The sequence below is a fragment of the Streptomyces canus genome, from assembly GCF_030815415.1.
Taxonomy (GTDB): Bacteria; Actinomycetota; Actinomycetes; order Streptomycetales; family Streptomycetaceae; genus Streptomyces; species Streptomyces canus_F.
In genome coordinates this window covers 5,986,571-6,009,146 of sequence record NZ_JAUSWW010000001.1, presented here as the reverse complement: position 1 = coordinate 6,009,146, position 22,576 = coordinate 5,986,571, and the positions used below count along the sequence as shown (strand labels likewise).

General features: G+C 70.7%; 23 protein-coding genes. 8 read left to right on the top strand and 15 right to left on the bottom strand.

Features of this window, described 5'->3' with window-relative positions:
- Positions 1-8: 8 nt before the first annotated feature.
- Positions 9-509 (bottom strand): CGNR zinc finger domain-containing protein, encoded by a 501-nt coding sequence (locus QF037_RS27935; RefSeq protein ID WP_307029804.1) that lies wholly within the window; start codon positions 507-509, stop codon positions 9-11.
- An 89-nt stretch (positions 510-598) separates the two neighbouring features.
- Between QF037_RS27935 and QF037_RS27930 the strand changes: the two genes are divergently transcribed.
- Both QF037_RS27930 and QF037_RS27925 read left to right on the top strand, forming a co-directional pair.
- Entirely contained in the window at positions 599-961 is a 363-nt protein-coding gene (locus QF037_RS27930; RefSeq protein WP_307029802.1) for a VOC family protein, read from the top strand.
- 17 nt (positions 962-978) lie between these two features.
- The gene (locus QF037_RS27925; protein ID WP_307029800.1) at positions 979-1,362 is read left to right on the top strand and encodes a VOC family protein; all 384 of its coding nucleotides are present in this window, start codon (positions 979-981) and stop codon (positions 1,360-1,362) included.
- A gap of 64 nt (positions 1,363-1,426) precedes the next feature.
- On the opposite strand, the gene QF037_RS27920 is transcribed toward QF037_RS27925, so the two are convergent.
- Complete coding sequence (locus QF037_RS27920) at positions 1,427-2,545, bottom strand: dipeptidase (protein WP_307029798.1); 1,119 nt, start codon at positions 2,543-2,545, stop codon at positions 1,427-1,429.
- A 103-nt stretch (positions 2,546-2,648) separates the two neighbouring features.
- A complete protein-coding gene (locus tag QF037_RS27915; protein ID WP_307029796.1) occupies positions 2,649-3,008 on the bottom strand; it encodes a MerR family transcriptional regulator in 360 nt (119 codons plus the stop codon).
- Between the two features lie 56 nt (positions 3,009-3,064).
- On the opposite strand from QF037_RS27915, the gene QF037_RS27910 reads away from it, so the two are divergent.
- Positions 3,065-4,204, top strand: a complete 1,140-nt coding sequence (locus tag QF037_RS27910; protein ID WP_307029794.1) for an alkene reductase — start codon at positions 3,065-3,067, stop codon at positions 4,202-4,204.
- Here QF037_RS27910 and QF037_RS27905 read toward each other — a convergent pair.
- The 3 genes from QF037_RS27905 to QF037_RS27895 are packed head-to-tail and all read right to left on the bottom strand — an operon-like array spanning position 4,153 to position 6,997.
- Positions 4,153-5,331 carry a dipeptidase gene (locus tag QF037_RS27905; protein ID WP_307029793.1) on the bottom strand — a complete coding sequence of 393 codons (1,179 nt, stop codon included), beginning with the start codon at positions 5,329-5,331 and terminating at the stop codon, positions 4,153-4,155. The genes QF037_RS27910 and QF037_RS27905 overlap by 52 nt on opposite strands.
- 5 nt (positions 5,332-5,336) lie before the next feature.
- Positions 5,337-5,861, bottom strand: a complete 525-nt coding sequence (gene purE / locus QF037_RS27900) for a 5-(carboxyamino)imidazole ribonucleotide mutase (RefSeq protein ID WP_307029791.1) — start codon at positions 5,859-5,861, stop codon at positions 5,337-5,339.
- On the bottom strand, positions 5,858-6,997 hold the full coding sequence (locus QF037_RS27895) for a 5-(carboxyamino)imidazole ribonucleotide synthase (RefSeq protein WP_307029788.1): 1,140 nt from the start codon (positions 6,995-6,997) through the stop codon (positions 5,858-5,860). The genes purE and QF037_RS27895 overlap by 4 nt, the downstream gene beginning before the upstream one ends.
- A gap of 195 nt (positions 6,998-7,192) precedes the next feature.
- On the opposite strand from QF037_RS27895, the gene QF037_RS27890 reads away from it, so the two are divergent.
- Entirely contained in the window at positions 7,193-7,750 is a 558-nt protein-coding gene (locus tag QF037_RS27890; RefSeq protein WP_307029786.1) for a GtrA family protein, read from the top strand.
- A 9-nt stretch (positions 7,751-7,759) separates the two neighbouring features.
- Here QF037_RS27890 and QF037_RS27885 read toward each other — a convergent pair whose 3' ends face one another.
- Together QF037_RS27885 and QF037_RS27880 are read right to left on the bottom strand one after the other, a co-directional pair.
- Positions 7,760-9,031: an ATP-binding protein gene (locus tag QF037_RS27885; protein ID WP_307029784.1), complete on the bottom strand. Its 1,272-nt coding sequence runs from the start codon at positions 9,029-9,031 to the stop codon at positions 7,760-7,762.
- A 142-nt stretch (positions 9,032-9,173) separates the two neighbouring features.
- Positions 9,174-9,851, bottom strand: coding sequence for a response regulator transcription factor (locus QF037_RS27880; protein WP_266826134.1), 678 nt, complete (start codon positions 9,849-9,851; stop codon positions 9,174-9,176).
- Positions 9,852-10,176: 325 nt separating this feature from the next.
- Here QF037_RS27880 and QF037_RS27875 point away from each other — a divergent pair, with 325 nt between their 5' ends.
- Together QF037_RS27875 and QF037_RS27870 are read left to right on the top strand one after the other, a co-directional pair.
- On the top strand, positions 10,177-11,673 hold the full coding sequence (locus QF037_RS27875) for an oligopeptide:H+ symporter (RefSeq protein WP_307029781.1): 1,497 nt from the start codon (positions 10,177-10,179) through the stop codon (positions 11,671-11,673).
- A gap of 95 nt (positions 11,674-11,768) precedes the next feature.
- Positions 11,769-12,581 carry an alpha/beta hydrolase gene (locus QF037_RS27870; RefSeq protein ID WP_307029779.1) on the top strand — a complete coding sequence of 271 codons (813 nt, stop codon included), beginning with the start codon at positions 11,769-11,771 and terminating at the stop codon, positions 12,579-12,581.
- 88 nt (positions 12,582-12,669) lie between these two features.
- On the opposite strand, the gene QF037_RS27865 is transcribed toward QF037_RS27870, so the two are convergent.
- Positions 12,670-13,956, bottom strand: coding sequence for a hypothetical protein (locus tag QF037_RS27865; RefSeq protein ID WP_373463822.1), 1,287 nt, complete (start codon positions 13,954-13,956; stop codon positions 12,670-12,672).
- A 199-nt stretch (positions 13,957-14,155) separates the two neighbouring features.
- On the opposite strand from QF037_RS27865, the gene QF037_RS27860 reads away from it, so the two are divergent.
- Complete coding sequence (locus tag QF037_RS27860; protein ID WP_307029777.1) at positions 14,156-15,793, top strand: transposase; 1,638 nt, start codon at positions 14,156-14,158, stop codon at positions 15,791-15,793.
- Here the strand turns inward: QF037_RS27860 and QF037_RS27855 are convergent.
- The 6 genes from QF037_RS27855 to QF037_RS27830 form a co-directional block, all read right to left on the bottom strand.
- The gene (locus tag QF037_RS27855) at positions 15,783-16,829 is read right to left on the bottom strand and encodes a hypothetical protein (protein ID WP_307037392.1); all 1,047 of its coding nucleotides are present in this window, start codon (positions 16,827-16,829) and stop codon (positions 15,783-15,785) included. The two genes, QF037_RS27860 and QF037_RS27855, sit on opposite strands and share 11 nt — an antisense overlap.
- A gap of 2 nt (positions 16,830-16,831) precedes the next feature.
- Entirely contained in the window at positions 16,832-17,647 is an 816-nt protein-coding gene (locus tag QF037_RS27850; protein WP_307029775.1) for an LPXTG cell wall anchor domain-containing protein, read from the bottom strand.
- Between the two features lie 149 nt (positions 17,648-17,796).
- On the bottom strand, positions 17,797-18,495 hold the full coding sequence (locus QF037_RS27845) for an LPXTG cell wall anchor domain-containing protein (protein ID WP_307029773.1): 699 nt from the start codon (positions 18,493-18,495) through the stop codon (positions 17,797-17,799).
- A gap of 168 nt (positions 18,496-18,663) precedes the next feature.
- On the bottom strand, positions 18,664-19,941 hold the full coding sequence (gene serS / locus QF037_RS27840; protein ID WP_307029772.1) for a serine--tRNA ligase: 1,278 nt from the start codon (positions 19,939-19,941) through the stop codon (positions 18,664-18,666).
- 336 nt (positions 19,942-20,277) lie between these two features.
- On the bottom strand, positions 20,278-20,793 hold the full coding sequence (locus tag QF037_RS27835) for an ATP-binding protein (RefSeq protein ID WP_307029769.1): 516 nt from the start codon (positions 20,791-20,793) through the stop codon (positions 20,278-20,280).
- 235 nt (positions 20,794-21,028) lie between these two features.
- Positions 21,029-21,406, bottom strand: coding sequence for an STAS domain-containing protein (locus tag QF037_RS27830; RefSeq protein ID WP_307029767.1), 378 nt, complete (start codon positions 21,404-21,406; stop codon positions 21,029-21,031).
- A 240-nt stretch (positions 21,407-21,646) separates the two neighbouring features.
- On the opposite strand from QF037_RS27830, the gene QF037_RS27825 reads away from it, so the two are divergent.
- A complete protein-coding gene (locus tag QF037_RS27825) occupies positions 21,647-22,552 on the top strand; it encodes an RNA polymerase sigma factor SigF (RefSeq protein WP_307029765.1) in 906 nt (301 codons plus the stop codon).
- Positions 22,553-22,576: the final 24 nt, after the last annotated feature.

Sequence of the window (22,576 nt, the reverse complement as noted above, 5' to 3'; positions counted from 1 at the left end):
GTGCGGCGCTACCTCGCCCGGTAGCGCCGCATCTTCGCGCGTGCCCCGCACACCTGCATCGAGCACCAGCGGCCCCGGCCCGCGGGACTGCGGTCGTAGTAGGCCCAGTGGCAGTCGGCGGCCTCGCAGGCCTTCAGCCGCAGCCAGGTCCCCGCGACCAGTGCCTCGGCGACGGCCGCCGCGACCCGGGAGAGCAGTGGCGCGTCGTCGGCGGGCGCGAGCGCGGCCGAGCCGTCGCCCGCGTCGACCGTCACGACCAGCGGCGCCGCCGCCAGCAGCTCGCCGAGCGGGGTCACCGCGCGGTGCGGCGGGTGGCCGGCGTGCGCGAGCAGGGCCGCGCGCAGTGCTTCGCGCAGCTCACGGGCGCCTGCGGCCTCTTCCTCCGTGAGTCCGAAGCGCGTCCGGCCGTCCGCCGTGTCGAGCGCGTCGGCGCCCGACTCGAGGTCGAGGGTGTTGACCAGGGACTCCACCAGAGCCAGGCCCCCCGGCGCGGCCGATCGTTCACTCATGCTTGCGACGTTACCGCCTATGGGGCAGCATGCAGTAACGGTTACCGGTTACCCGGCTATAGAGGTAACCCCGCTTCGAGGAGGAAGTCATGGCTCTCGCCACACTGGGCGTCGTCGTCCTGGACTGTCCGGACCCCCGTGCGCTGGCCGGTTTCTACGCCGAGGTGGTGGGCGGCACCGTCGAGGGCGACGGCGACTGGGTGGACCTGAAGGTGCCCGGCGGACCGTCGCTGGCCTTCCAGGCCGCCTCCGGATTCGTACCGCCCGAGTGGCCGCGCGCGGACCACAACTCGCAGCAGTTCCACCTGGACCTGACCGTCGACGACATGGACGCGGCCGAGAAGGAAGTGCTGGCCCTCGGCGCCCGGCCGCTGGACACCGCCGACCGCTCACGCACCTGGCGTGTGTACGCGGACCCGGCGGGGCACCCGTTCTGTCTGTGCGCCTGCTGAGACCTGGAGGGTCCGCCGTGACTGTGGCTCGTTTCCGTTCCGTCGTGATCGACTGTCCCGACCCGCTCGCGCTCGCCCAGTTCTACGCGGCGATCGTGGGCGGAACCCCCCGCGTGGAGGAGGCGGACTGGGTCGTCCTGGAGACCCCCGGCGCACCACGGCTCGCCTTCCAGCAGGCACCCGGGTTCACACCCCCGGAGTGGCCGCGGGCGGACCGCAACTCGCAGCAGTTCCACATCGACCTCGACGGCGGGTCGACATGGGAGGAGATCGACGCGGCGGAACGGGAGGTACTGGCCCTGGGCGCGCGTCCGCTGCACGCGGAGGACAAGGAGGACTTCCGGGTGTACGCCGATCCGGCGGGGCATCCGTTCTGCCTCTGCCGGATCGAGCACGCGTGACCGGTGGGCCGCCGCCGAGACCGACGAGGACGGCGCCGGATCGTCCCGCTCGATCGGTATGCCGCTAGCCGTCCAGGTCGGAGATCCTCGCCGTCGACGCCTCGCGGCGCTCCTGGGCCGCGCGGGCCGCGAAGTCGGCGCCGCGCAGTACACGCTGGACGTTGCCCCAGGCCAGCAGGGCGATGTCGGACTCGCACCAGTCGCGGCGCAGGAGTTCGGCGATCAGGTGCGGGTAGCAGGAGGCGTCGGTGAGGTCCTGCGGATGGGCGGTGCCGGCGTCGTAGGTGCCGGACAGGCCCACGCACTCGGCGCCCGCGAGGGAGCGGACGTGGTCGAGGTGGTCGGCGACGTCCCGCACGGACGGGCCGGTCTGCTCGGCGGTGAGCGGCACCATGCACAGCCCCTTGGCGGCTCCCAGCTCGGCGAGCAGGTCGTCGGGGAGGTTCGCCGGGTGGGGGCGCAGGGCCCGGGCGGCGGAGCGGGTGCACACGACCGGCGCCTTGGACACGGCGAGAGCGCGGCGGGCGGTCTCGGCGGAGGCGCCCGAGAGATCGGCGAGGACACCGAGCCGGTTCATCTCGCGCAGCACCTCCTCGCCGAACCGGGTCAGACCCGCCTCGCTCGCCCAGGTCACGCCGGACAGAGTGAGCACACGCAGGCCGAGGGCGCGCAGCGAGCGCAGGATGCCGAGCGAGTCACCGAGCGCGGCGGCACCGGCGGGCCCGAGCAGCACGGCGACCCGGCCGCAGTGCCGTGCATCGGCGGTCTCCCCGGCGGTACGGGCGAGCCGTAGCCCCTCCGGATGGGCCCCGACGACGGTCTTCACCAGGTCCAGCTGCTCCAGCGTCGCGCCGACGGCCCGGTCGCCGCCGATGCTCTCGGGCAGATGCAGCGACCAGAACAGCGCGCCGACATGCCCTTCCCGCAGCCGCGGCACATCGGTGTCGACGGAACTCTCGCCGATCTCCAGGTCTAACCACGGCAGATGCCGCAGCGCCCACGGCAGTCCGCTGTACCCGTCGGCGACGGGATGCGCGGCGAGGATGACGTGCGCCCGCTCCAGGGGTTCGGTGTCCGGATCGGAGACCGGCGTGTAGGGCTCCGACTCGACGAACGGGTCGGGCAGGTCGTCGAGCCCGGCGACCTCGCTGGTGGAGTGCAGTTCGTCCTGGAGGTCTGCCATGGCGGGCTCCGTACGTCGTGATGGGCGGCATCAGCAGTACGGTCACCGTCGCACGGGGGGCGGAAGGCTTCCTGGTGGGCGGGGCGTTCGGGGGTACTCCGGTTCAGCGACCCTGCGCCGCGTCGATCACCTCGTCCAGGGTGTCCCGGGAGCGGACCAGGTCGGCGATCATCCGGTCGATGCGGTCGCGCTCCGCGGTGAGGTCGGCGACGAGCCGCGGAGTGGCGACGGCGGAGGGGCCGCCGTCGGTGTCCCGCATACAGGGCAGCAACTGAGCGATCCGGCTGCTGTGCAGTCCGGCCGCGAACAGCTCCTGGATCCGCACGACCCGGTCGACGGCCGCCTCCGGGTAGTCACGGTGCCCGCCGGGGGTCCGGTCGGCGCGCAGCAGCTCCTGGGCTTCGTAGTACCGCAGGGACCGCTCGCTGACATTGGTCCGCCGGGCCAGTTGACCGATCCGCATGCGCAGCCACCCCCGGGCTTGAATCTGACATCAGTGTCAAGTTCTACCGTACGGTCATGACGCAGACAACGGACTTCCTCGCACCGTCCCGCCTCGGCTCCCTGGCCCTCCCCAACCGTCTGGTGATGGCCCCGATGACCCGCAACAGGGCCGAGGACGACGGCACACCCTCCCCCCTCATGGTCACCTACTACGCCCAGCGCGCCTCCGCCGGCCTGATCATCGCCGAGGCCGCGACGCCGAACGCGGTCGGGCAGACGTACCCGAACATCACGGCGATCCACGCCCCGCGGCACGTGACGGGGTGGCGGCAGGTCACGGACGCCGTACGGAAGGCGGGCGGCCAGATGTTCCTCCAGCTCCAGCACGGCGGCCGGGTGGGCCACCCGGCCACCAGCGGGCACACCCCGGTCGCACCCTCTCCCGTCCCGCTCCCGGAGACGATCTTCACGCCCGAGGGCCACCAACAGGCCGTGACACCGCGGGAGATGACCACCGACGACATCCGCTCCACCGCCGCCGACTTCGCCACGGCCGCGCGCAACGCGATCGAGGCCGGATTCGAGGGCGTCGAGGTGCACTCCGCCAACGGCCATCTCCTGCACCAGTTCCTGTCCGCCAACACCAACCGGCGCACGGACGCCTACGGCACCGAGCGGACCCGCTTCACGGCGGAGGTCGTCGAGGCCGTCGCCGCCGCGATCGGCCCCGAGCGGGTGGGCGTACGCATCTCCCCCGGCGTCACCGTGAACGGCATCGACGAGGGCGACGCGGAGGAGATCTATCCGCCGCTCGTCGAGAAACTCGGCGCTCTCGGACTCGCCTATCTGCACATCGTGTACGCCGACCCGGACTCGACCCTGTTCCAGCGGATCCGCGCGCAGTGGCCGGGCACCCTGATCGCGAACCCGGTGCTGAAGGACTTCTCGGCCGGCGAAGTACGTCACGCCGCCGAGCGCGCCCTCGCCGCCGGAGCCGATCTCGTCGCCCTCGGACGTCCGTTCCTCGCCAACCCCGACCTGGTGGCGCGGCTGCGAACGGGCGCGCCCCTCAACCCCGTTCGGGACCGCTACCTGATGTACGTGGGCGGGGCGGCCGGATACACCGACTACCCCGCCCTCGACGAACTCACCGAAGAGCCCGCTCAGCCGTCCAGCGACTCGATCGTCGCGTTCGACGGCGAGCGCGTCGCCTGAAGGTCCCGGGCCACGTCCTCGGCGGCGCCGAGCACCCGGACCGCGTTCTGCCAGGTGAGCTTGGCCAGGTCGGACCTGGACCAGCCGCGGTCCAGGAGCTCCGCGATCAGGTTCGGATAGCCGGAGACGTCGTCCAGGCCGTCGGGGGTGAAGGCCGTGCCGTCGTAGTCGCCGCCGATGCCGAGATGGTCGATGCCCGCCACCTCGCGCATGTGGTCCAGGTGGTCGGCGACCGTGGAGACCGTGGCGACGGGGCGCGGGCGCTGCTCCTCGAAGGCGCGGTGGACCTTCATCGCGTCCGGAGTGGTCGCCAGATGGTGGAAGCCGTGGGCGCGCATGTTCTCGTCCGCCGCGGCCGTCCAGTCCACCGCGGCCTGGAGCACGAACTTCGGCACGAAGGTCACCATCGCCATGCCGCCGTTGGCGGGGAGGCGCTCCAGGACGTCGTCCGGGATGTTGCGCGGGTGGTCGCACACCGCCCGCGACGACGAGTGGGAGAAGATCACCGGCGCGAGTGTGGAGTCCAGCGCGTCCCTCATCGTCGTGGCCGCCACATGCGACAGATCGACGAGCATGCCCTCGCGGTTCATCTCCCGCACCACCGCACGGCCGAAGGCCGACAGCCCACCGACGCGCGGCACGTCGGTCGCCGAGTCCGCCCAGTCGTTGTTGTCGTTGTGGGTGAGGGTCATGTAGCGGACCCCGAGCGCGTACACCGCGCGTAGCGTGGCAAGGGAGTTGGCGATGGAGTGGCCGCCCTCGGCCCCCATCAGCGACGCGATACGGCCCTCCGCCCGCGCCGCCTCCATGTCCGCCGCGCTCAGCGCGGCCCGCAGGTCGGCCGGGTGCCGGTCGATCAACTGCCGTACGCAGTCGATCTGTTCCAGCGTCGCCGGCACCGCGTCCGGCAGGTCCGAGCGGACGTACACCGACCAGTACTGCGCGCCCACGCCACCGGCCCGCAGCCGGGCGAGGTCGGTGTGCAGATGGGCGCTCTGGTCGGTGGCGATGTCCCGGGCGTCGAGGTCGTAGCGGACCTGTTCGCGCAGCGCCCAGGGCAGGTCGTTGTGGCCGTCGACGACGGGGAACTCCCGCAGCAGTGCCCGGGCGGTCTCCACGGAGCTCACAGCCGTCACTTCCCGAAACCGAAGCCGTTGCCCGGCCCCTCGACCTTGGCGCGCAGCCGCTTGCCCTTCTCGGCGGCCTGTTCGCCCAGCTCCTGCTGGAACTCCTTCATCCGGCCGAGGAGCTCCTGGTCGTGGGCGGCGAGGATCCGGGCCGCCAGCAGGCCCGCGTTGCGGGCGCCGGCCACGGAGACGGTCGCGACGGGCACACCGGCCGGCATCTGCACGATCGACAGCAGCGAGTCCATGCCGTCCAGGTACTTCAGCGGGACCGGCACGCCGATGACCGGCAGCGGGGTGACGGAGGCGAGCATGCCCGGCAGGTGGGCCGCGCCGCCGGCGCCCGCGATGATCACCTTGATGCCCCGTCCGGCCGCCTCCTCGCCGTACGCGATCATCTCGCGCGGCATGCGGTGGGCGGAGACGACGTCGACCTCGTACTCGATCTCGAACTCGTCGAGCGCCTGGGCGGCGGCCTCCATGACGGGCCAGTCGGAGTCCGACCCCATGACGATGCCTACAACTGGGCTCATTCGGTGATCGTGCCTCTCAGGTAGCCGGCTGCGTGACGGGCGCGCTCCAGCACGTCGTCGAGGTCGTCGCCGTAGGTGTTGACGTGGCCGACCTTGCGTCCGGGCTTCACGTCCTTGCCGTACATGTGGATCTTCAGCTGGGGGTCGCGGGCCATGCAGTGCAGGTACGCGGAGTACATGTCCGGGTAGTCGCCGCCGAGGACGTTCGCCATGACCGTCCACTTCGCGCGGGGGCGCGGGTCGCCGAGGGGCAGGTCGAGGACGGCCCGGACGTGGTTGGCGAACTGGGAGGTGATCGCGCCGTCCTGGGTCCAGTGGCCGGAGTTGTGCGGGCGCATCGCGAGCTCGTTGACCAGGATGCGGCCGTCGCGGGTCTGGAACAGCTCGACGGCGAGGTGGCCGACGACGTCCAGTTCCTTGGCGATGCTCAGCGCCATCTCCTCGGCCTTGAGCGCGAGGGCCGGGTCCAGGTCGGGCGCCGGGGCGATCACGGTGTCGCACACGCCGTTGACCTGCTGGGATTCCACCACCGGGTAGGCGACGGCCTGGCCGTGCGGCGACCGTACGACGTTGGCGGCGAGCTCACGGGCGAAGTCGACCTTCTCCTCCGCGAGGACCGGGACACCGGCCCGGAAGGGGTCGGCGGCCTCCTCGACGCTGTCGACGACCCACACACCCTTGCCGTCGTAGCCGCCGCGGACGGTCTTGAGGACGACCGGGAAGCCGTCCCCCTCCGCCGCGAAGGCGGCCACGTCCGCCGGGTCGCTCACGATCCGGTGCCGTGGACACGGCACCCCGATCGCGTCGAGCCTCGCTCGCATGACGCCCTTGTCCTGGGCGTGCACGAGCGCGTCGGGCCCGGGACGCACGGGGATGCCGTCCGCCTCCAGCGCCCGGAGGTGCTCGGTGGGTACGTGTTCGTGATCGAAGGTGATCACATCGCAGCCCCGCGCGAAGTCACGCAGCGTGTCGAGGTCGCGATAGTCGCCGATGACGACATCACCTACGACCTGCGCCGCGGAATCCTGCGGGGTGTCACTGAGGAGCTTGAACCTGATGCCGAGCGGGATGCCTGCCTCGTGTGTCATACGAGCGAGCTGGCCTCCGCCGACCATGCCGACTACCGGGAACGTCACGCTCCTAGGGTATCGGCCATATCGGGGCGGCCGGATTCCGTCTCTTGTGCACGCCATTTCCGCCGATCTGGCCCGAAAGCCGCACCCGTCTTCACGTCCTGTTCCCAATCTGTGAGCTCGTCCACAAGCGTTTGCACAGGGGGGTGGTTAGCATGGCTTGGTTGACGAAACCGGACGGACGGGGCAGGCACGACCATGGGACGTGGTTCCTCGGCGCTTCATGCGGCGCCTCCGAGCGCGGTACGACAACGCGTCGACCGGCTCGTGCGCGAGGCCGCCAAGTTCGGCGCCGTGGGCGGAGCGGGTCTGCTCGTCAACCTTCTCGTCTTCAACCTGGTGCGGCACACGACCGACCTCCCGGTGGTGCGCGCCAGTGTGGTCGCCACGGTCGTCGCGATCATCTCGAACTACATCGGCTTCCGGTATTTCACCTACCGGGAGCGCGACAAGAGCGGCCGCACCAAGGAGCTGACCCTCTTCCTGCTGTTCAGCGCGGTCGGTCTGGTGATCGAGAACGGCGTGCTCTACGCGGCGACGTACGGGTTCGGCTGGGACAGCCCGCTGCAGAGCAACATCTTCAAGTTCGTCGGCATCGGCGTCGCCACCCTGTTCCGTTTCTGGTCCTACCGGTCGTGGGTGTTCAAGACCCTGCCGGGACCCGAGGTGGTCGCCAGCGCGGAATCGTTCCTGGCCGAGGCGGAAGCGGTGCAGACCCGGCGGCCGAAGCAGCGGAGCAGGCAGCGGGTCGGCTGAGCCGCCCGGTCACCGTACGGTCGGCTCCGCTTCCGGTACCGGCTTCTGCACCGGCGTACGCGACAGGAACAGCCCGAACACCGCCGGCTGCGCCTGGAGCATCTCCAGACGCCCTCCGTCGGCCTCCGCGAGGTCCCGGGCCACGGCGAGGCCGATACCCGTCGAGTTCCGCCCGCTGATCGCCCGCTCGAAGATCCGCGCGCCCAGGTCCGCAGGCACCCCCGGCCCCTCGTCCGTGACCTCGATGACCGCCTGGTTGCCGGTCACCCGGGTACGCAGCGCCACCGTGCCGCCACCGTGCATGAGCGAGTTCTCGATCAGTGCCGCCAGCACCTGCGCCACCGCGCCCGGTGTAGCGACCGCGCGCAGATGCCGCTTGCCGGAGCTCACGATGGCGCGGCCCGCGCTGCGGTAGGCGGGGCGCCACTCGGCGAGCTGCTGCTGGATGACCTCGTCGAGCTCGAAGGAGACGGCGGAGCCGGTACGGGGGTCGCGGGAGTTGGTGAGCAGCCGCTCCACCACGTCCGTCAGGCGTTCCACCTGCGTGAGCGCGATGGTGGCCTCTTCCTTCACCGTGTCCAGGTCCTCGGTGAGGGTGATCTCCTCAAGCCGCATGGACAGGGCGGTGAGCGGCGTGCGCAGCTGGTGGGAGGCGTCCGCCGCCAGCCGCCGCTCGGCGGTGAGCATGCGGGCGATGCGCTCGGCGGAGGAGTCCAGGACGTCGGCGACCCGGTCGAGCTCGTGGACGCCGTAGCGCTTGTGCCGGGGGCGCGGGTCGCCGGAACCGAGCCGTTCCGCGGTCTCGGCGAGGTCGGTCAGCGGCGACGCCAGCTTGTTGGCCTGCCGTACGGCGAGCAGCACGGCCGCGATCACCGCGAGCAGCGCCACCGCCCCGATGATCAGCAGGGTCCGGCCGACCTCCCGGGTCACCGACGAGCGCGGCTCCTGGACGGTGACCGTCTCGCCCTCCTCGCCCGTCTCCGTGGCGCTGATGACGTCCCCGGTCGCCTCGGTGCCGACCTCGATGACGGGCTCTCCCGGGATCCGGATCACGGCGTACCGGTCCCCGGCGACCTGCTCCTTCAGCACCCGCGCGTCGACGGTCTGCTCCCCGAGCAGCCGGCTGTCCACGATGCTGGCCAGCCGCACGGCCTCGGAGTCGACCCGCTCCTGGGCACTGTTGCTGATGGTCCGCGTCTCGACGATGACGAGACTCACACCGAAGACAGCGATGACGACCAGCACGACAGCGAGGGTGGACTGAATAAGACGGCGACGCACGGGGCCCTCCGGGCAGGTGACTTACGTTGAGCTTTGTGCCGACGGCACGGTCAACCCCCTAGGGGCGCGGGGCTGTCCCGATGTGCGGCTACCGCCGCGTGGGCGCGACCAGCCCCCACGGGCCCGCGGCCGCCGACGAAGCTCAGCTCTTCTCGAACCGGAAGCCCACTCCACGCACGGTGGCGATGTAACGGGGGTTGGCCGCATCGTCGCCCAACTTCTTCCGCAGCCACGAGATGTGCATGTCGAGCGTCTTGGTGGACGACCACCACGTCGTGTCCCAGACCTCGCGCATGAGCTGGTCACGCGTGACGACCCGCCCGGCATCCCGCACCAGGACCCGCAGCAGGTCGAACTCCTTGGCCGTCAGCTGAAGCTCCTCCTCGCCCATCCACGCACGGTGGGACTCCACGTCGATCCGCACCCCGTGCGTCGCCGGCGGCTGCGCCGGCTCCGCCGCACCGCGCCGGAGCAGGGCCCGGACACGGGCGAGCAGTTCGGCGAGCCGGAACGGCTTGGTGACGTAGTCGTCGGCGCCGGCGTCGAGCCCCACGACGGTGTCCACCTCGTCCGCACGCGCGGTCAGGATGAGGATGGGCACGGTGAGGCCTTCGGCACGCAGTCGGCGTGCCACCTCGAGGCCGTCCATGCCGGGGAGTCCGAGGTCCAGCACGACCAGATCGATGCCGCCCTGGATGCCGGCGTCGAGGGCGGTGGGGCCGTCCTCGCGCACCTCGACCTCGTACCCCTCCCGTCGCAGTGCGCGGGCCAGCGGCTCCGAGATGGACGCATCGTCCTCGGCGAGCAGTACACGGGTCATGAGCTGATGGTAGACCGCCCTTGACAGAAGCTGGGGTGTGATCGCAAGCCCGTGATTCTTACCATGGGGCGTTCTGGTACGAACCTATGTCTTGACGGTGAGAACCCGGTAAGAGCCTTGGAAAAGGTGTGTACGGTTCCCTGACACCTGTGATCCATCTCTCAAGTCCTTTCATTTCCGGCACTGTCCTGCCGTATGGTGAAAGACGCCTTTTGCAGCACGGGGACCTTTGGCAGAGCAGTTCGGCTGAGGGTCTCTTTTGTGTGCGGGCCGGCCACCGTCGGCCTGGAAACACGTTGCGCGTCCCCACCAGCAAGGAACGACCATGGCGTCCAGCCTGACGAAGGACTCGGCCCGACCGGGCACCCCCGGCACCGAGCAGACCTTCTTCGGCCACCCCCGCGGACTGGCCACTCTCTTCATGACCGAGATGTGGGAGCGTTTCTCCTACTACGGCATGAGGGCTCTCCTCCCGCTGTACCTCGTCGCCCCGGGCGGCCTCCACCTCAGCGCCGCGACGGCGACCGCGATCTACTCCGTGTACGTGTCGCTGGTGTACCTGCTCGCGCTGCCCGGCGGCTGGTTCGGCGACCGCGTCTGGGGTCCCCGCAAGACCGTCGCCGTCGCCGGTGGCGTCATCATGCTCGGCCACCTCACCCTGGCCCTGCCGAACTCCGGCACCTTCTACGCCGGTCTCGGCCTCGTGGCGATCGGCTCCGGTCTGCTGAAGGCCAACATCTCGACGATGGTCGGCCACCTCTACGAGGGCAAGGACGACCCGCGCCGCGACGGTGGCTTCACCGTCTTCTACATGGGCATCAACCTCGGCGCGTTCGCCGCGCCGCTGGTCATCGGCACCATCGGGGAGAACGTCAACTGGCACCTGGGCTTCGCGCTCGCCGCGCTCGGCATGGCGCTGGGCCTCGGCCAGTTCCTGATCGGCTCCCGTCACCTCGCGGACCGCTCCAGCGTCGTACCGACGCCGCTGTCCGCCGAGGAGAAGGCCTCCACGCTCCGCAAGGCCGCGATCTGGGCCGCCGTCGCCGTGGTCTTCTACGCGATCGTCGGCTTCTCCGGCCACTACACGCTGAACTGGATCCTGGTCCCGCTGACGCTGCTCGGCCTGATCATCCCGGTGATGGTGCTGGGCCGCATCAAGCGCGACAAGGACCTGGACCGCACCGAGCAGCGCTCGATGTCGGCGTACATCTGGTTCTTCGTCGCCGCGGCCGTGTTCTGGATGATCTACGACCAGGGCGGCTCGACCCTGTCGATCTTCGCCGACTCCTCCGCCGACAACACCATCTTCGGCTGGGAGTTCCCGGTCTCCTGGTACCAGTCGGTCAACCCGGTCCTGATCATGGCGCTGGCCCCGGTCTTCGCCTGGTTCTGGCTCGCGCTGAACCGGCGCGGCAAGGAGCCGAGCACGATCGTGAAGTTCGCCTCGGGCCTGGTCCTGGTCGGCGCGTCCTTCTTCCTGTTCCTCGCCCCGCTGTCGATCGCCGAGGGCGGTCACAAGGCGGCCGCGGCGTGGCTGGTGGCGATCTACTTCGTCCAGACGGTGGGCGAGCTGCTTCTGTCGCCGGTCGGCCTGTCGGTGACGACGAAGATGGCCCCGGCCAAGTACGCCTCCCAGATGATGGGCGTCTGGTTCCTGGCCGTCACCGCCGGTGACGCCACGACCGGTCTGCTCTCCATCGCCGGCGTCGACCTCAACAAGACGGGCATCGTCGCCCTGGAGGCCACGCTCGCCGTGGTCGCCGGTGTCGCGGTCTGGATGTACCGCAGCCGCGTCAAGGAGCTCATGGGCTCCGTGCACTGACGTTTCTTCGAACGAAGGGCCGCCTCACCACCCGGTGCGGTGGCCCTTCGGGGTTTTCCGGCCGCGCTCGAGGACCGCACCACACCATCGGGAGCATGCGTCGTACGTTCCTGTCCGTGGCCGCGGCCCTCGGCTTCCTCATGTCGTCGTCCGGCGCGGTCGTCGAGGCGGCCCCGGAGACCATCCCGTACGGCGGCCACGAACGGCAGACGATCACGGTCTACGGCGACCGGGGCGCCCCGCCGCTGGTGATCCTGCACGGCGGGTACTGGGCCGAGGACGCCGACTGGAGCCGCACGGCACGGTGGCTGGCGGCCCGGGGCTTCCGCGTCTACGAGACCGACTACCGGCTGAACACCGACGCCCGCTGGCCCGCGCAACGCGAGGACGTCCGGGCGGCTCTGCGCTGGATCGCCGCCGACTCCCCCGGCCGGCCCCTGCTGCTCGGCTCCTCCGCGGGCGGCCAGCTCGCCCTGGACGCGGCGACGTACGGCGCGGGCGGATCGCTGGTCCGGGGCGTGGTGGCCCTCTCCCCGGTCGCCTCCCCCTACCGCGCCTGGGTGGACGGCGGCCGCCCCGGAGCCACGGCCCAGCAGCGCCGCCTACGCCAGGAGGGGCAGCGCCTGGTCGGCTGCGACCCCGACCGCACGGGCCCCCGGTGCTGGTCCCGCTGGACCGACCTGGCGGCCCGCACCCACGCCTCCGGCCCGAACGACGCCCCGATGCTGCTCATCCACTCGAAGCGGGACTTCGTACCACCGGCCCATTCGACGGAACTGGCGGCAGCGGAACGGCGGTTGGGTCACAGGGACGCGACCGTCCGCACACTGGAGGGCGCCTCCCATGGAGGCGCCCTCATGAGCCAGGTGGACGAGCTGGTCCTACGTTGGCTGGTGAAACACGCGTAGGCGCAACCGACCTAGGGGCGCGGGGCTGTGTTCCATGTGCGGCTACCGCCGCGTGGGCGCGACAAGCCCCCACCGGCCCGCAGCCCCGTCACCGCAGACGCCGCCGCCCCGGAAGGAAGGTGAACACACCCGCACCCAACAAAACGGCCGTACCGGCCACCAACCCCAGGGCCTTCAACGCGCCATGGTCCTCGGACCCCGTCGCGGCGAGCCCCCCGGAGGACGACGAACCGCCACCCCCCGTGGACGACGATCCACCGGACGCCCCACCCTCCTGCTCGGCCGTGTCCAGAGTCAGCGACACTGACGTCTTGTCCGGCGTGCAAGTCGTCGTCGTACCGAGTGCCTTGATCGTCAGCACCCCCGGCGACAGCGTCGACTCACCCGTGGCCCCCGGCTTGTAGGTACCGGTCATGTCCGGGATCTCGATCGGGTCCCCCGACTTGATCTCCTCGGCGTTGACCGGCCCCTCCACCGACACCGACCCCTCGTCGGCGCCGCCCAGCACGACGTTCATGAACGGCTGGAGCTTGCCCGCGGGAATGGGCGCCGGACTGTTCATCGGCGACTTCTTGAACTGGACGGTGATGTCGAAGTCCCCGCCGTTCTTCTTGGCGTTGATCTGGATCGTGGAGGTCGCCTTCTGTGTCCCGATGGGCGATTCGCAGGTGTAGGGGATGTCGACGACCTCGCCGGTGAAGTCGGTCTGCCCGCCGCCGGTCTCGGACGGACTGGAGGAAGGGCTCTGCGTGGCAGTCTCCGTCGGCGTCGGGGACGTGCTCTCGCTCTCGGTCGGACTCGGGGTGGGACTCGGTGACGAACTCCCGTTCCCCGCCTCGACCTTGATGGTCGCCGCCGACTGCACGGTCTCCGTCGGCGTGCAGTTCGTGTCCGTGCTGAAGGCAGTGATCTTGTACGCGTCCGGCGTCAGCGTGACCTCGCCGGCCGTCGTCAGCTTCAGCTTGCCCTTCATGTCGGAGAGGACCATGGCGCCGCCCTTGGGAATGGCCGGGTTCTCCTGCGGGCCCGCCATCGGGACGTCGGCGCTCTGGGCGCCGGCCGCCTTGAGGGTGCCGGACGGCTTGACGGAGTTCGCCGGCAGGTCGATGAGGTCGGGGTTCTTGGATGCGGCCTGGACGAACTTCCACACCACCTCGACCTCGTCGCCGACCTTGGCGGTGGCCGGCGCGGTGATCTCGACCTTGGTGGTGCCGTCGACCGGGTCGAGCCCGGAGGCCGCGGGCGGTACGCACTTGGTGGCGAACGACACCTCGGCGGCCTGCGCGGGCCCCGCGGCCACACCGATCAGCGCGCCCGCACAGCCGAGCGCGAGCGCGACTCTCGCGCCCGGCAGGACTCTCCTTCGCTGTCTCACGTGGATCCCTTTCTGGTGGGGGTTGGGAACTGCTGGAGTTTGACTGAGTACGAGTGCGTTCTGGTGTGAGTGAGCGCGCAGGGGTCTGACGCGCTGCTGGGTGCTGCTTTCCGCGAGGGGAATCGGGGTTCGGTCGTCGAATGTGTGACCTTTCCGCGCGGTGTTCGTTGGGTGTGATGAACGGGTTCTCGGGGGCTGTATGGGGGTGGACGGGTTGCGGGAGGTTGCGGCGTCGTTTGTCGTGCCCGGTCCCTCGGGGGTGGCGGTCCGGACCCGTCTCAAGCAGCTCACGCCCGCCGATGAGAAGGTCCTCGCGCTGGTCGGTGCGCACCTCGGCTCGCTGGCCTCCCGGGACTTGAAGGTGCGGTGTACGGAGGGTCTGGGGCACTCCGCAACGACGTCGGCGGCCCGCAAGCGGGAGCTGACGGCTGCGTCGTCGTCCCGGTGGGCCGGGTCGCTGACCAAGGCCACGCATGATCAGTGGGCGCTGGCCCGCCGCTGCCAGCTCGCCCACATCCAGTGCCTTGAGGCGGGGATCCGTACGATCGCGCACCGGCTGTCGCTGCCGGTCGGCGCGAAGGGCTCGAAGAAGGCGCCCGGTGGTTATCGCAGCAGGCGGGAGTGGCACGCCAAGACCCGCCGCCTGCACGTCCTGGAGGGCCGTCTGGAGCGCGTGCGGGCCGACCGCGAGGCCGGGACCGTACACGTGGTGCGCGGCGGGAAACGGTTGGCCCGCACCCGCCACCACCTGTCTGACGCCCAGCTCACCGAGGCCGACTGGCGTCGGCGGTGGGAGGCAGAGCGCTGCTTCCTGCAGGCGGACGGCGAGTCGGGGAAGCGATACGGCAACGAGACGATCCGTGTCAGCCCGGACGGCGAGGTGAGCATCAAACTCCCGGCGCCGCTCACACATCTGGCCAACGCCCCGCACGGCCGGTACGTCCTGGCCTGCCGGGTCGGCTTCCCGCACCGGGGGCAGGAGTGGGCGGACCGGGTGGCGGCGAACCGGGCGGTCGCCTACCGCATCCACCTCGATGTGGACCGTGGCCGCTGGTATCTGACCGCTTCCTGGCAGCTCCCGATTTCCCGGACCGTCCCGATGGCCGCCGCCCTCGCGCACGGTGTGATCGGCGTAGACATGAACGCCGATCACCTGGCCGCCTGGCGCCTGGACACCCACGGCAACCCGGCCGGCAGCCCGCGCCGCTTCGCCTTCGACCTGACCGGCACCGCCGAGCATCGGGACGCTCAGGTCCGCCACGCTCTGACCCGGCTGCTGCACTGGGCCCGCACCTGCGGCGTGAAGGCGATCGCGGTCGAGGACCTGGACTTCGCCGCGGAGAAGACCCGTGAGAAACACGGCCGACGCAAACGGTTCAGGCAGTTGATCTCCGGCATGCCCACCGGCAGGCTCCGCGCCCGGCTCACCTCCATGGCCGACCAGACCGCCATCACGATCGTCGCGGTCGACCCCGCCTACACCTCCAAGTGGGGCGCCCAGCACTGGCAAAAGCCCCTCACCCACGAAAACAGGAAGACGACTCGCCACGACGCGGCCGCCGTGGCGATCGGACGGCGCGCCCAGGGACGCCCGATCCGGCGACGGACGGCACCGCCCCGGCACCACCAGAGCGATGGTGTCGGGCATCGGACCGTCCAGGCCGGACCAGGAGTCCCTGGGCGTGAGGGAACCCGCCCCCACATCTCCGGACCACGGACACGATCCGTGCCGCCGGACCGCGGAGCGAACGCGGGCCACCAGAACGCTCAGCACCGTTCGGGGCGTTCGGCTGAGCATGAGTTCTGGCAACAGGACTCACTCCCGCTCAGTCTCTAGGAACGGTCGTGGAGTTGTCGTCGTGCGGTGCGGAGAGCCGGCCGGCGGCGCCCGGATCGGAGTCCGGGGTGAACCACGGCAGGGTCGAAGGGGGCGGCGGCTCCCGGTCCGGGATGTGCAACCCCGGGAGCCGCAGGGTGAGTTCGGGCAGTCGCAGCCGGACCGGGGTCCGTGCGCGGCCGGACCGGTGCGGCCGCGCCCGGTCGATCACGGCCATCCCGATACGGAACAGCGCGGCGGGCACGACCAGACAGACCAGGATCCAGAACACGGTCACGCCCCAGGGCCGGCCCACGCCCCAGGGCTGTTCGGCGAGGACCTTGCCGCCGTACTTGAGGGACACGGTGTAGTCACCGTGCGCGCCGCCGGTGAGTTCGACGGGCAGTTCGATGCGCGCCTTCTTTCCGGGCCCGATCGTGCCGCGCCACTGCTGTTCCTCCCACTGCGGCGCGAACACGCCGTGGGAGGTGCCGACCTGGAAGAGGGGGTTCTTGATCTCCGAGGTGCCGACGTTGCCGACGGTGAAGACGAGGGTGCGGACGGGCGGGGCCCCGAACCAGGTCAGCAGTCCGCTGGAGCCGTCGAGCCGGGTGTCGGTGAGCACCGACAGCCGCCCGCCGGAGGCCTCGGCGGGCAGCGGCTCCACCGCGTGTCCGGCGACCTGGAAGATGGCGTCGGCCTCGGCCTTCGCCCCGGTCACCGTCGCCACGTGCACCACACAGGGGCAGGGCACGGGCGGCTCGGCGACCGGCAGCTTCTTGCTGAAACGGCCGTCGGCATCGGTGGTGACGGCCCGACCGTCCGCGTTGGCACAGGAGTTGGTGCCGCCGGGCACACCCCGTGACGGCACGGCCTGACCGCAGACCAGGATCATCAGCAGCGCCTTCGAACGCCAGCCGCTGCCGGTGACGGTGATCGAACCGCCGGTCCCCGCCTGGGACTTGGAGAGCTTCACGGTGGGCCGCTCGGCGGCCTGGACGGGCAACGACCCGACCGACACCAGCGCCAGGAGCGCCGCCAGCACCAGGATCCGCACCTTCACGACACCGCTCCCGTCAACTCGACCTCGGCACAAGGGGGTTCAGGCGCGTCGCCCTGACGGCGCCTTCGACGTCGTACGACGAACAGCGCACCCCCGGCGGCCACCGCCCCGGCGACCCCCGCCCCCCACGGCCCGCTCCCCGTCGACACACTCGCCGTGTCCCGCACCCCGCCCGCCGCCGTCACCGTCAGCCGCACCTCGACGGAGTCCAGCGCGGGCGCACTCCACGGCTCGCTGAGCCTGAGCCGCCGCCCCGGCGCCAGCTCGGCCGACAGGGTGCGCGGGGCCCGGTCGAGGACCCGGCCGAAGATTCCGTCCGCGCGGACCGCGAGCGTGGGCACGAGGGGCGTCGTCCCCCGATTGACCAGCTCGTACGTGATCCGGTCCCCGCGCACGGCAAGGTGCTCGACGGTCAGCGCGGACACGGTGGGCACCGCGGCCCGGAGGTGAACGGCCACCCGCCGGGTACGCCCGTCGGAGTCCCGGACCACGATCCCGGCGGCACCGTCCTCGTCCGGAACGGTCACAGTGAAGGGCACCTCGGTACGCGTCCCCGGAACCAGCCGGAGCCGGGAGCCGGCGAAGACGACACGGGCACCGACGCCCGACAGCGAGACGTCAACAGCCCGCTCCCCCCTATTGACCAACGCCACCGTGTCCTCCAGCACCACCCCGGGCTCACCCTCGGCATAGAACGCCGGCCGCGCCCCACCCGAGGGCGCGACAGACCACCCGTCGGCGGCAGCCGCGCCCGGAGCGGCGAAGAGCAGAGCGAGCAAGGTCAGCCCCATGACCCGAAGGGCGAACGACATCGGCGGCTCCGTAGATCATGCGTTGAGATACGCGCCCCGTCAGGGGCGCGGGGCTGTATCGATCTGCGGCTACCGCCGCGCGGGCGCGACCAGCGACAACGGCGCCGCAGCCGCAAGAGGCCACGGCGCGGCACCCCCGAAGGCGCCCCTCACCCAGCAGAACGCCGACGCCTCCGCGTAACCCACAACGACCCCGCCGCCCCCGCGAGCAACACCGTGCCGCCCAGCGTCCCGAGCGCGATCGCCGAATCCTCGGGCCCGGTCTGCGGAAGCGAGTCACCGGAACCGGAGTCGGAATCGGAGCCGGACCCACCCTGCGCACCCCCGGCGGAGCCACCCGCGGCGGTCACATCGAGACTCAGAGACGGCCCAGGACTGTTCGTCGGCGTACACGTCGTCGTCGTACCGAGCGCGATGATCGTCAGCACACCCGCCGTGAAGGTGACCTTGCCGGACTCCTTCGGCGTGTACGTCCCGCTCAAGTCATTGATCTTGATGGGGGTGTTGGCGGGCACCACCGCCTGGTTGGCCGAGCCGGTCACCTTCAGGGTGCCCTTCTCCGCACCGCCCAGCTGGATGACCGCGCTCGGCTTCATCGACCCCTTGCCCAGGTCGACCGGGCTGGACGAGACGCCCTTCTGCCAGGACATGGTGATCTTGTAGCCGCTGCCGCTCTTGACGCCCTTGATGTCGATGGGCGAGACGGCGCTCTTGTCGCCGATCGGCGTCTTGCACTGGTACTTGACGTCGACGACCTCGGCCCGGGCGGCGGGGGCGGCCATCAGCACCACCGAGCCGGCCAGGGCCGCGGTGGACGCGAGCGCGGCGGTTCGTTTCCGGTACGACACGGTTCCGCTCCCTTACTCGTTTCCCTGACTGGTTCCTGCCTTGCGCGAGTACCTGACGGCACATCAGATGGGCCGTCAAGGTACGCCCGGGCTCGCAAGGAGGGAAGACAAGGTGCGCGCCGGAGTTGTGACGATCCGGCGCGCACGAGAGGAGGTTCGAGTGGAGAGCTAACCCCGGGTAACCCGAGGACGGAGGAGTTCGGGGGCTCCCCAGCGCCTCAGCACCCGTGGCACCTCGACCGTTCCGTCGGCCCGCTGGTGCTGTTCCAGGACAGCGGGCAGCAGCCGGCTGGTGGCGAGGCCCGAGGCGTTGAGGGTGTGGACGTACGCCGACTTGGCGCCGCCCGCCGGCCGGTAGCGGATGCCGCCGCGCCGGGCCTGGTACTCACGGGCGTTCGACACCGAGCTGACCTCGGCGTACGCGCCGAGGCTGGGCAGCCAGACCTCGACGTCGTAGGTCTTGGCCTGGGCGGGGCTGGTGTCTTCGGCGGCGAGCTGGGTGACCCGGTGGTGCAGTCCGAGCCCGGCGACCAACTCCTCGGCACGGGCGAGGAGTTCCCGCTGGGCGGCTTCCGAGTCCTCGGGGCGGGCGAACTGGAACAGCTCGACCTTGTTGAACTGGTGGCCGCGCAGGGTGCCCCGGTCGGCGGTGCGGTGGCTGCCGCTCTCCTTGCGGTAACAGGGCGTGTAGGCCACGTACTTGAGCGGGAGCTCGGCCTCGTCGAGGGTCTCGCCGCGGTGCAGGTTCACCAGGGCGGTCTCGGCGGTGGGCAGGAGGAAGTGGTCGTCGTCCGTGCGGAAGACCTCGTCGGCGAACTTCGGGAACTGCCCCGCCGTATAACCGGCTTCGTAGGTGAGCAGGTGCGGCGGCAGCACGAACTCGTAGCCCGCGCGGCGGTGGGTGTCGAGGAAGTGGTTGAGCAGCGCCCACTCCAGGGCGGCGCCGTCGCCCCGGTAGACCCAGTAGCCGCTGCCGGCGAGCCGGGTGCCGCGCTTGTGGTCGACGAGGCCGAGTTCCTCGGTGAGCCGGACGTGGTCCTTGGCGTCGAAGTCGAACTGGGGCGGGGTTCCGGTGACCCGTACGACCTGGTTGTTCTCCTTGCCGCCCGCGACGACGTCGTCGTCCGGGAGGTTGGGCAGAGCGTCCAGGAACGTCCGGTGTTCCCGCGTCAGCCGGGCGAGTTCCGTCTCGGCCGCGGCCAGCCGGTCGGTCAGCTCCTTGGCGTCGGCCTGGAGTTCCTCGGCGGCTTCGCCCGCCCGGCGTCGTACGGCGATGTCGGCCGAGATCCGCCGCCGCTCCCCACGCAGCCGCTCCACGGCGGTACGGGCCTCGCGGAACGCGGCGTCCAGGGCGAGGAAGGTGGGGATGTCGGCGTCCACGGCGCGCTTGCGCAGGGCGTCCTGGACTCGGTCGGGGTGCTGTCGGATGAGGGTGACGTCGAGCATGGTGCCCGCTCCGTCCGGTGCTGCCGAAGCGGCAGGCGCCGCCCCGGGGTGGGCCCCTCGGGACGTGGGCGAGAGGGTGCTCGCGGTGCCACCACGTCTTCACCGTCGTAGAGCCGTATCGCTGCGGCCGATACGACGGTCTCGTTCGGGCCCGATGACGGGGGCCGGCCGGCGGGGCATTTCCTCCCCGCACTCGGGAGTGGATTCGCACCGGGACCGCGAGGCCGCCTTCACAGCTGTCGGCGGCTCTCTCTGCTCGCGTGGCCCGGGGCTACTTGTCTCCGTCAGCGCGTTGCGGTCGAGGGTAGGGGGGCCGCGCCCGGCCCGCCAACCGGATTACGCCGGTGCGCCCAGCTCCGCCCACACCTTCTTGCCCGCCAGTCCGGGGCTGCGGACCACACCCCAGTCCAGGCAGAGGCGCTGCACGATGAACATGCCGTGGCCGCCGGGGCGGCCCGCGCGGTGCGGGGTGCGGGGGGCCGGCTGGCCGTTGCCCTTGTCGGAGACCTCGACGCGGATCACCTTGTTGTCGAGCGCGATCCACAGCTCGTCGGGGCCCTCGGCATGCAGACAGGCGTTGGTGACCAGTTCGGAGACGACGAGCAGGACATCCTCGGCGGCGGCCCGCTGGTCGGCGCCTGTGGCGGGCAGCCAGCCCCACGCGTACAACGCCTGTCGGGCGAAGTCGCGGGCCAGGGGGACGACGCCGCTCGCGCCGTCGAAGCTCAGTCTGCGGACCTGCCGGCCCGCCGACGACTCGGGCGGCACGGCCGCACCCCCTTCGGACACCCCGGAAGCGCCGTCGGCCTCCGGGCCGCGGTCGCCCGGCGAGAAAGGCCGGGTGCTGCTCATCAGCGCTTCACCTCACCGATTCACCAGTTCACAATTCAATAGTCAGAGTTCAGTACGTAGATCGACGATGGATCCGTCGCCGCGCCTGACGTCTTTTTCAGGATGTCTCCTGCCCGACCGAACCGGCGGAACACCCCCCTGTTTCGGCCCGCGCCTTTCCTCGCGAGGCGGACGCGCGTGGAACGCACCGGGCGCACAGGGACGCCCGGGGCACCACGAGGCCCGACGGACCGGCTCAGCCGGTCTCGTCGGCCAGGGCCGCTTCGAGCGTGTCATGGACGGTGAACACCGCATCGGCGCCGGTGATCTCGAAGACGCGTGCCACCACGGGCAGCATCCCGGCGAGATGGACTCCGCCACCGGCGGCCTCGGCCTTCAGTCGTGCGCCGAGAAGTACGTTGAGCCCGGTGGAGTCACAGAACTCCAGACGCGAGCAGTCCACCACCAGCCGATGGAAGCCGTCGTCGAGGCAGGCCTCGAGTGGCTCACGCAACAGATCGGCGGTGTGGTGATCCAACTCACCCGCCGGGGTCACAACGGCGCTGGCGCCTTGTTTCCGCACCTCGACCAGAAGCCGGCCAGACTGTGCGCTGCCGACCGTCCCGCGGTCCATGCCGTCTCTCTCTCCCGACGTCGTGGCTGCTCCTGACGCCCACGAACACTACGCCTTCCCTTCACGCCTCGACACCCGAACATCTGCACACAAACGGACATATCCGAACAGAATGCACTTGCGGTGGGGTCAGGAAAGCGGGTAGGGCTAGTAAGGACACGTACTCGACACGGCCGGCTTTGGAGGCGCCGCACACCGCAGTGCACGCAAATGGCTTCGGCAGCCCATATGCCGAGAACGATGGAGGACATCATGTCACCCCGGCTCGACGCCTCGCATACCCCGACAGCGACGTCGACATCCCCCCCGGAACATCTGGATCCCATCGAGCAGGACGACCCACTTGCCGGGCTTCCGGAGATCCCCCCGTTCGACGAGGTGGGGCCGGTGGACGCACGGGCCCTTTCCAAGACCCTCTTCGCGCGGCTGGAGTCGCTGGAGGAGGGCACCCACGAATACTCGTACGTCCGCAACACGCTCGTCGAGCTCAACCTCGCCCTGGTCAAGTTCGCCGCCTCCCGCTTCCGCTCCCGCAGCGAACCGATGGAGGACATCATCCAGGTCGGCACGATCGGCCTGATCAAGGCGATCGACCGCTTCGAACTCTCCCGAGGTGTGGAGTTCCCCACCTTCGCGATGCCAACCATCGTCGGTGAGATCAAGCGCTTCTTCCGCGACACGTCCTGGTCGGTGCGAGTGCCCCGCCGGCTCCAGGAGCTCCGGCTCGACCTCGCCAAGGCGGGCGACGAACTGGCCCAGCGGCTGGACCGCGCCCCGACGGTGGGTGAACTGGCCGAGCGCCTCGGCCTGACCAAGGACGAGGTCGTCGAGGGCATGGCCGCGTCCAACGCGTACACGGCCTCTTCCCTGGACGCCCAGCCGGAGGAGGACGACGCCGAGGGCGCCCTGGCCGACCGGATCGGCTACGAGGACCACGGCATCGAGGGCATCGAGTACGTCGAGTCCCTGAAGCCCCTGATCGCCGAACTCCCGCCCCGGGACCGGAAGATCCTCTCCCTGCGGTTCGTGGCGGGCCTGACCCAGTCCGAGATCGGCGACGAGCTCGGGATCTCCCAGATGCACGTGTCACGACTGCTGTCGCGGACGCTGGTGCGGCTGCGGAAGGGGCTGACGGTCGAGGAGTGACCCCACCCGGTGCGAGCGCGGGGC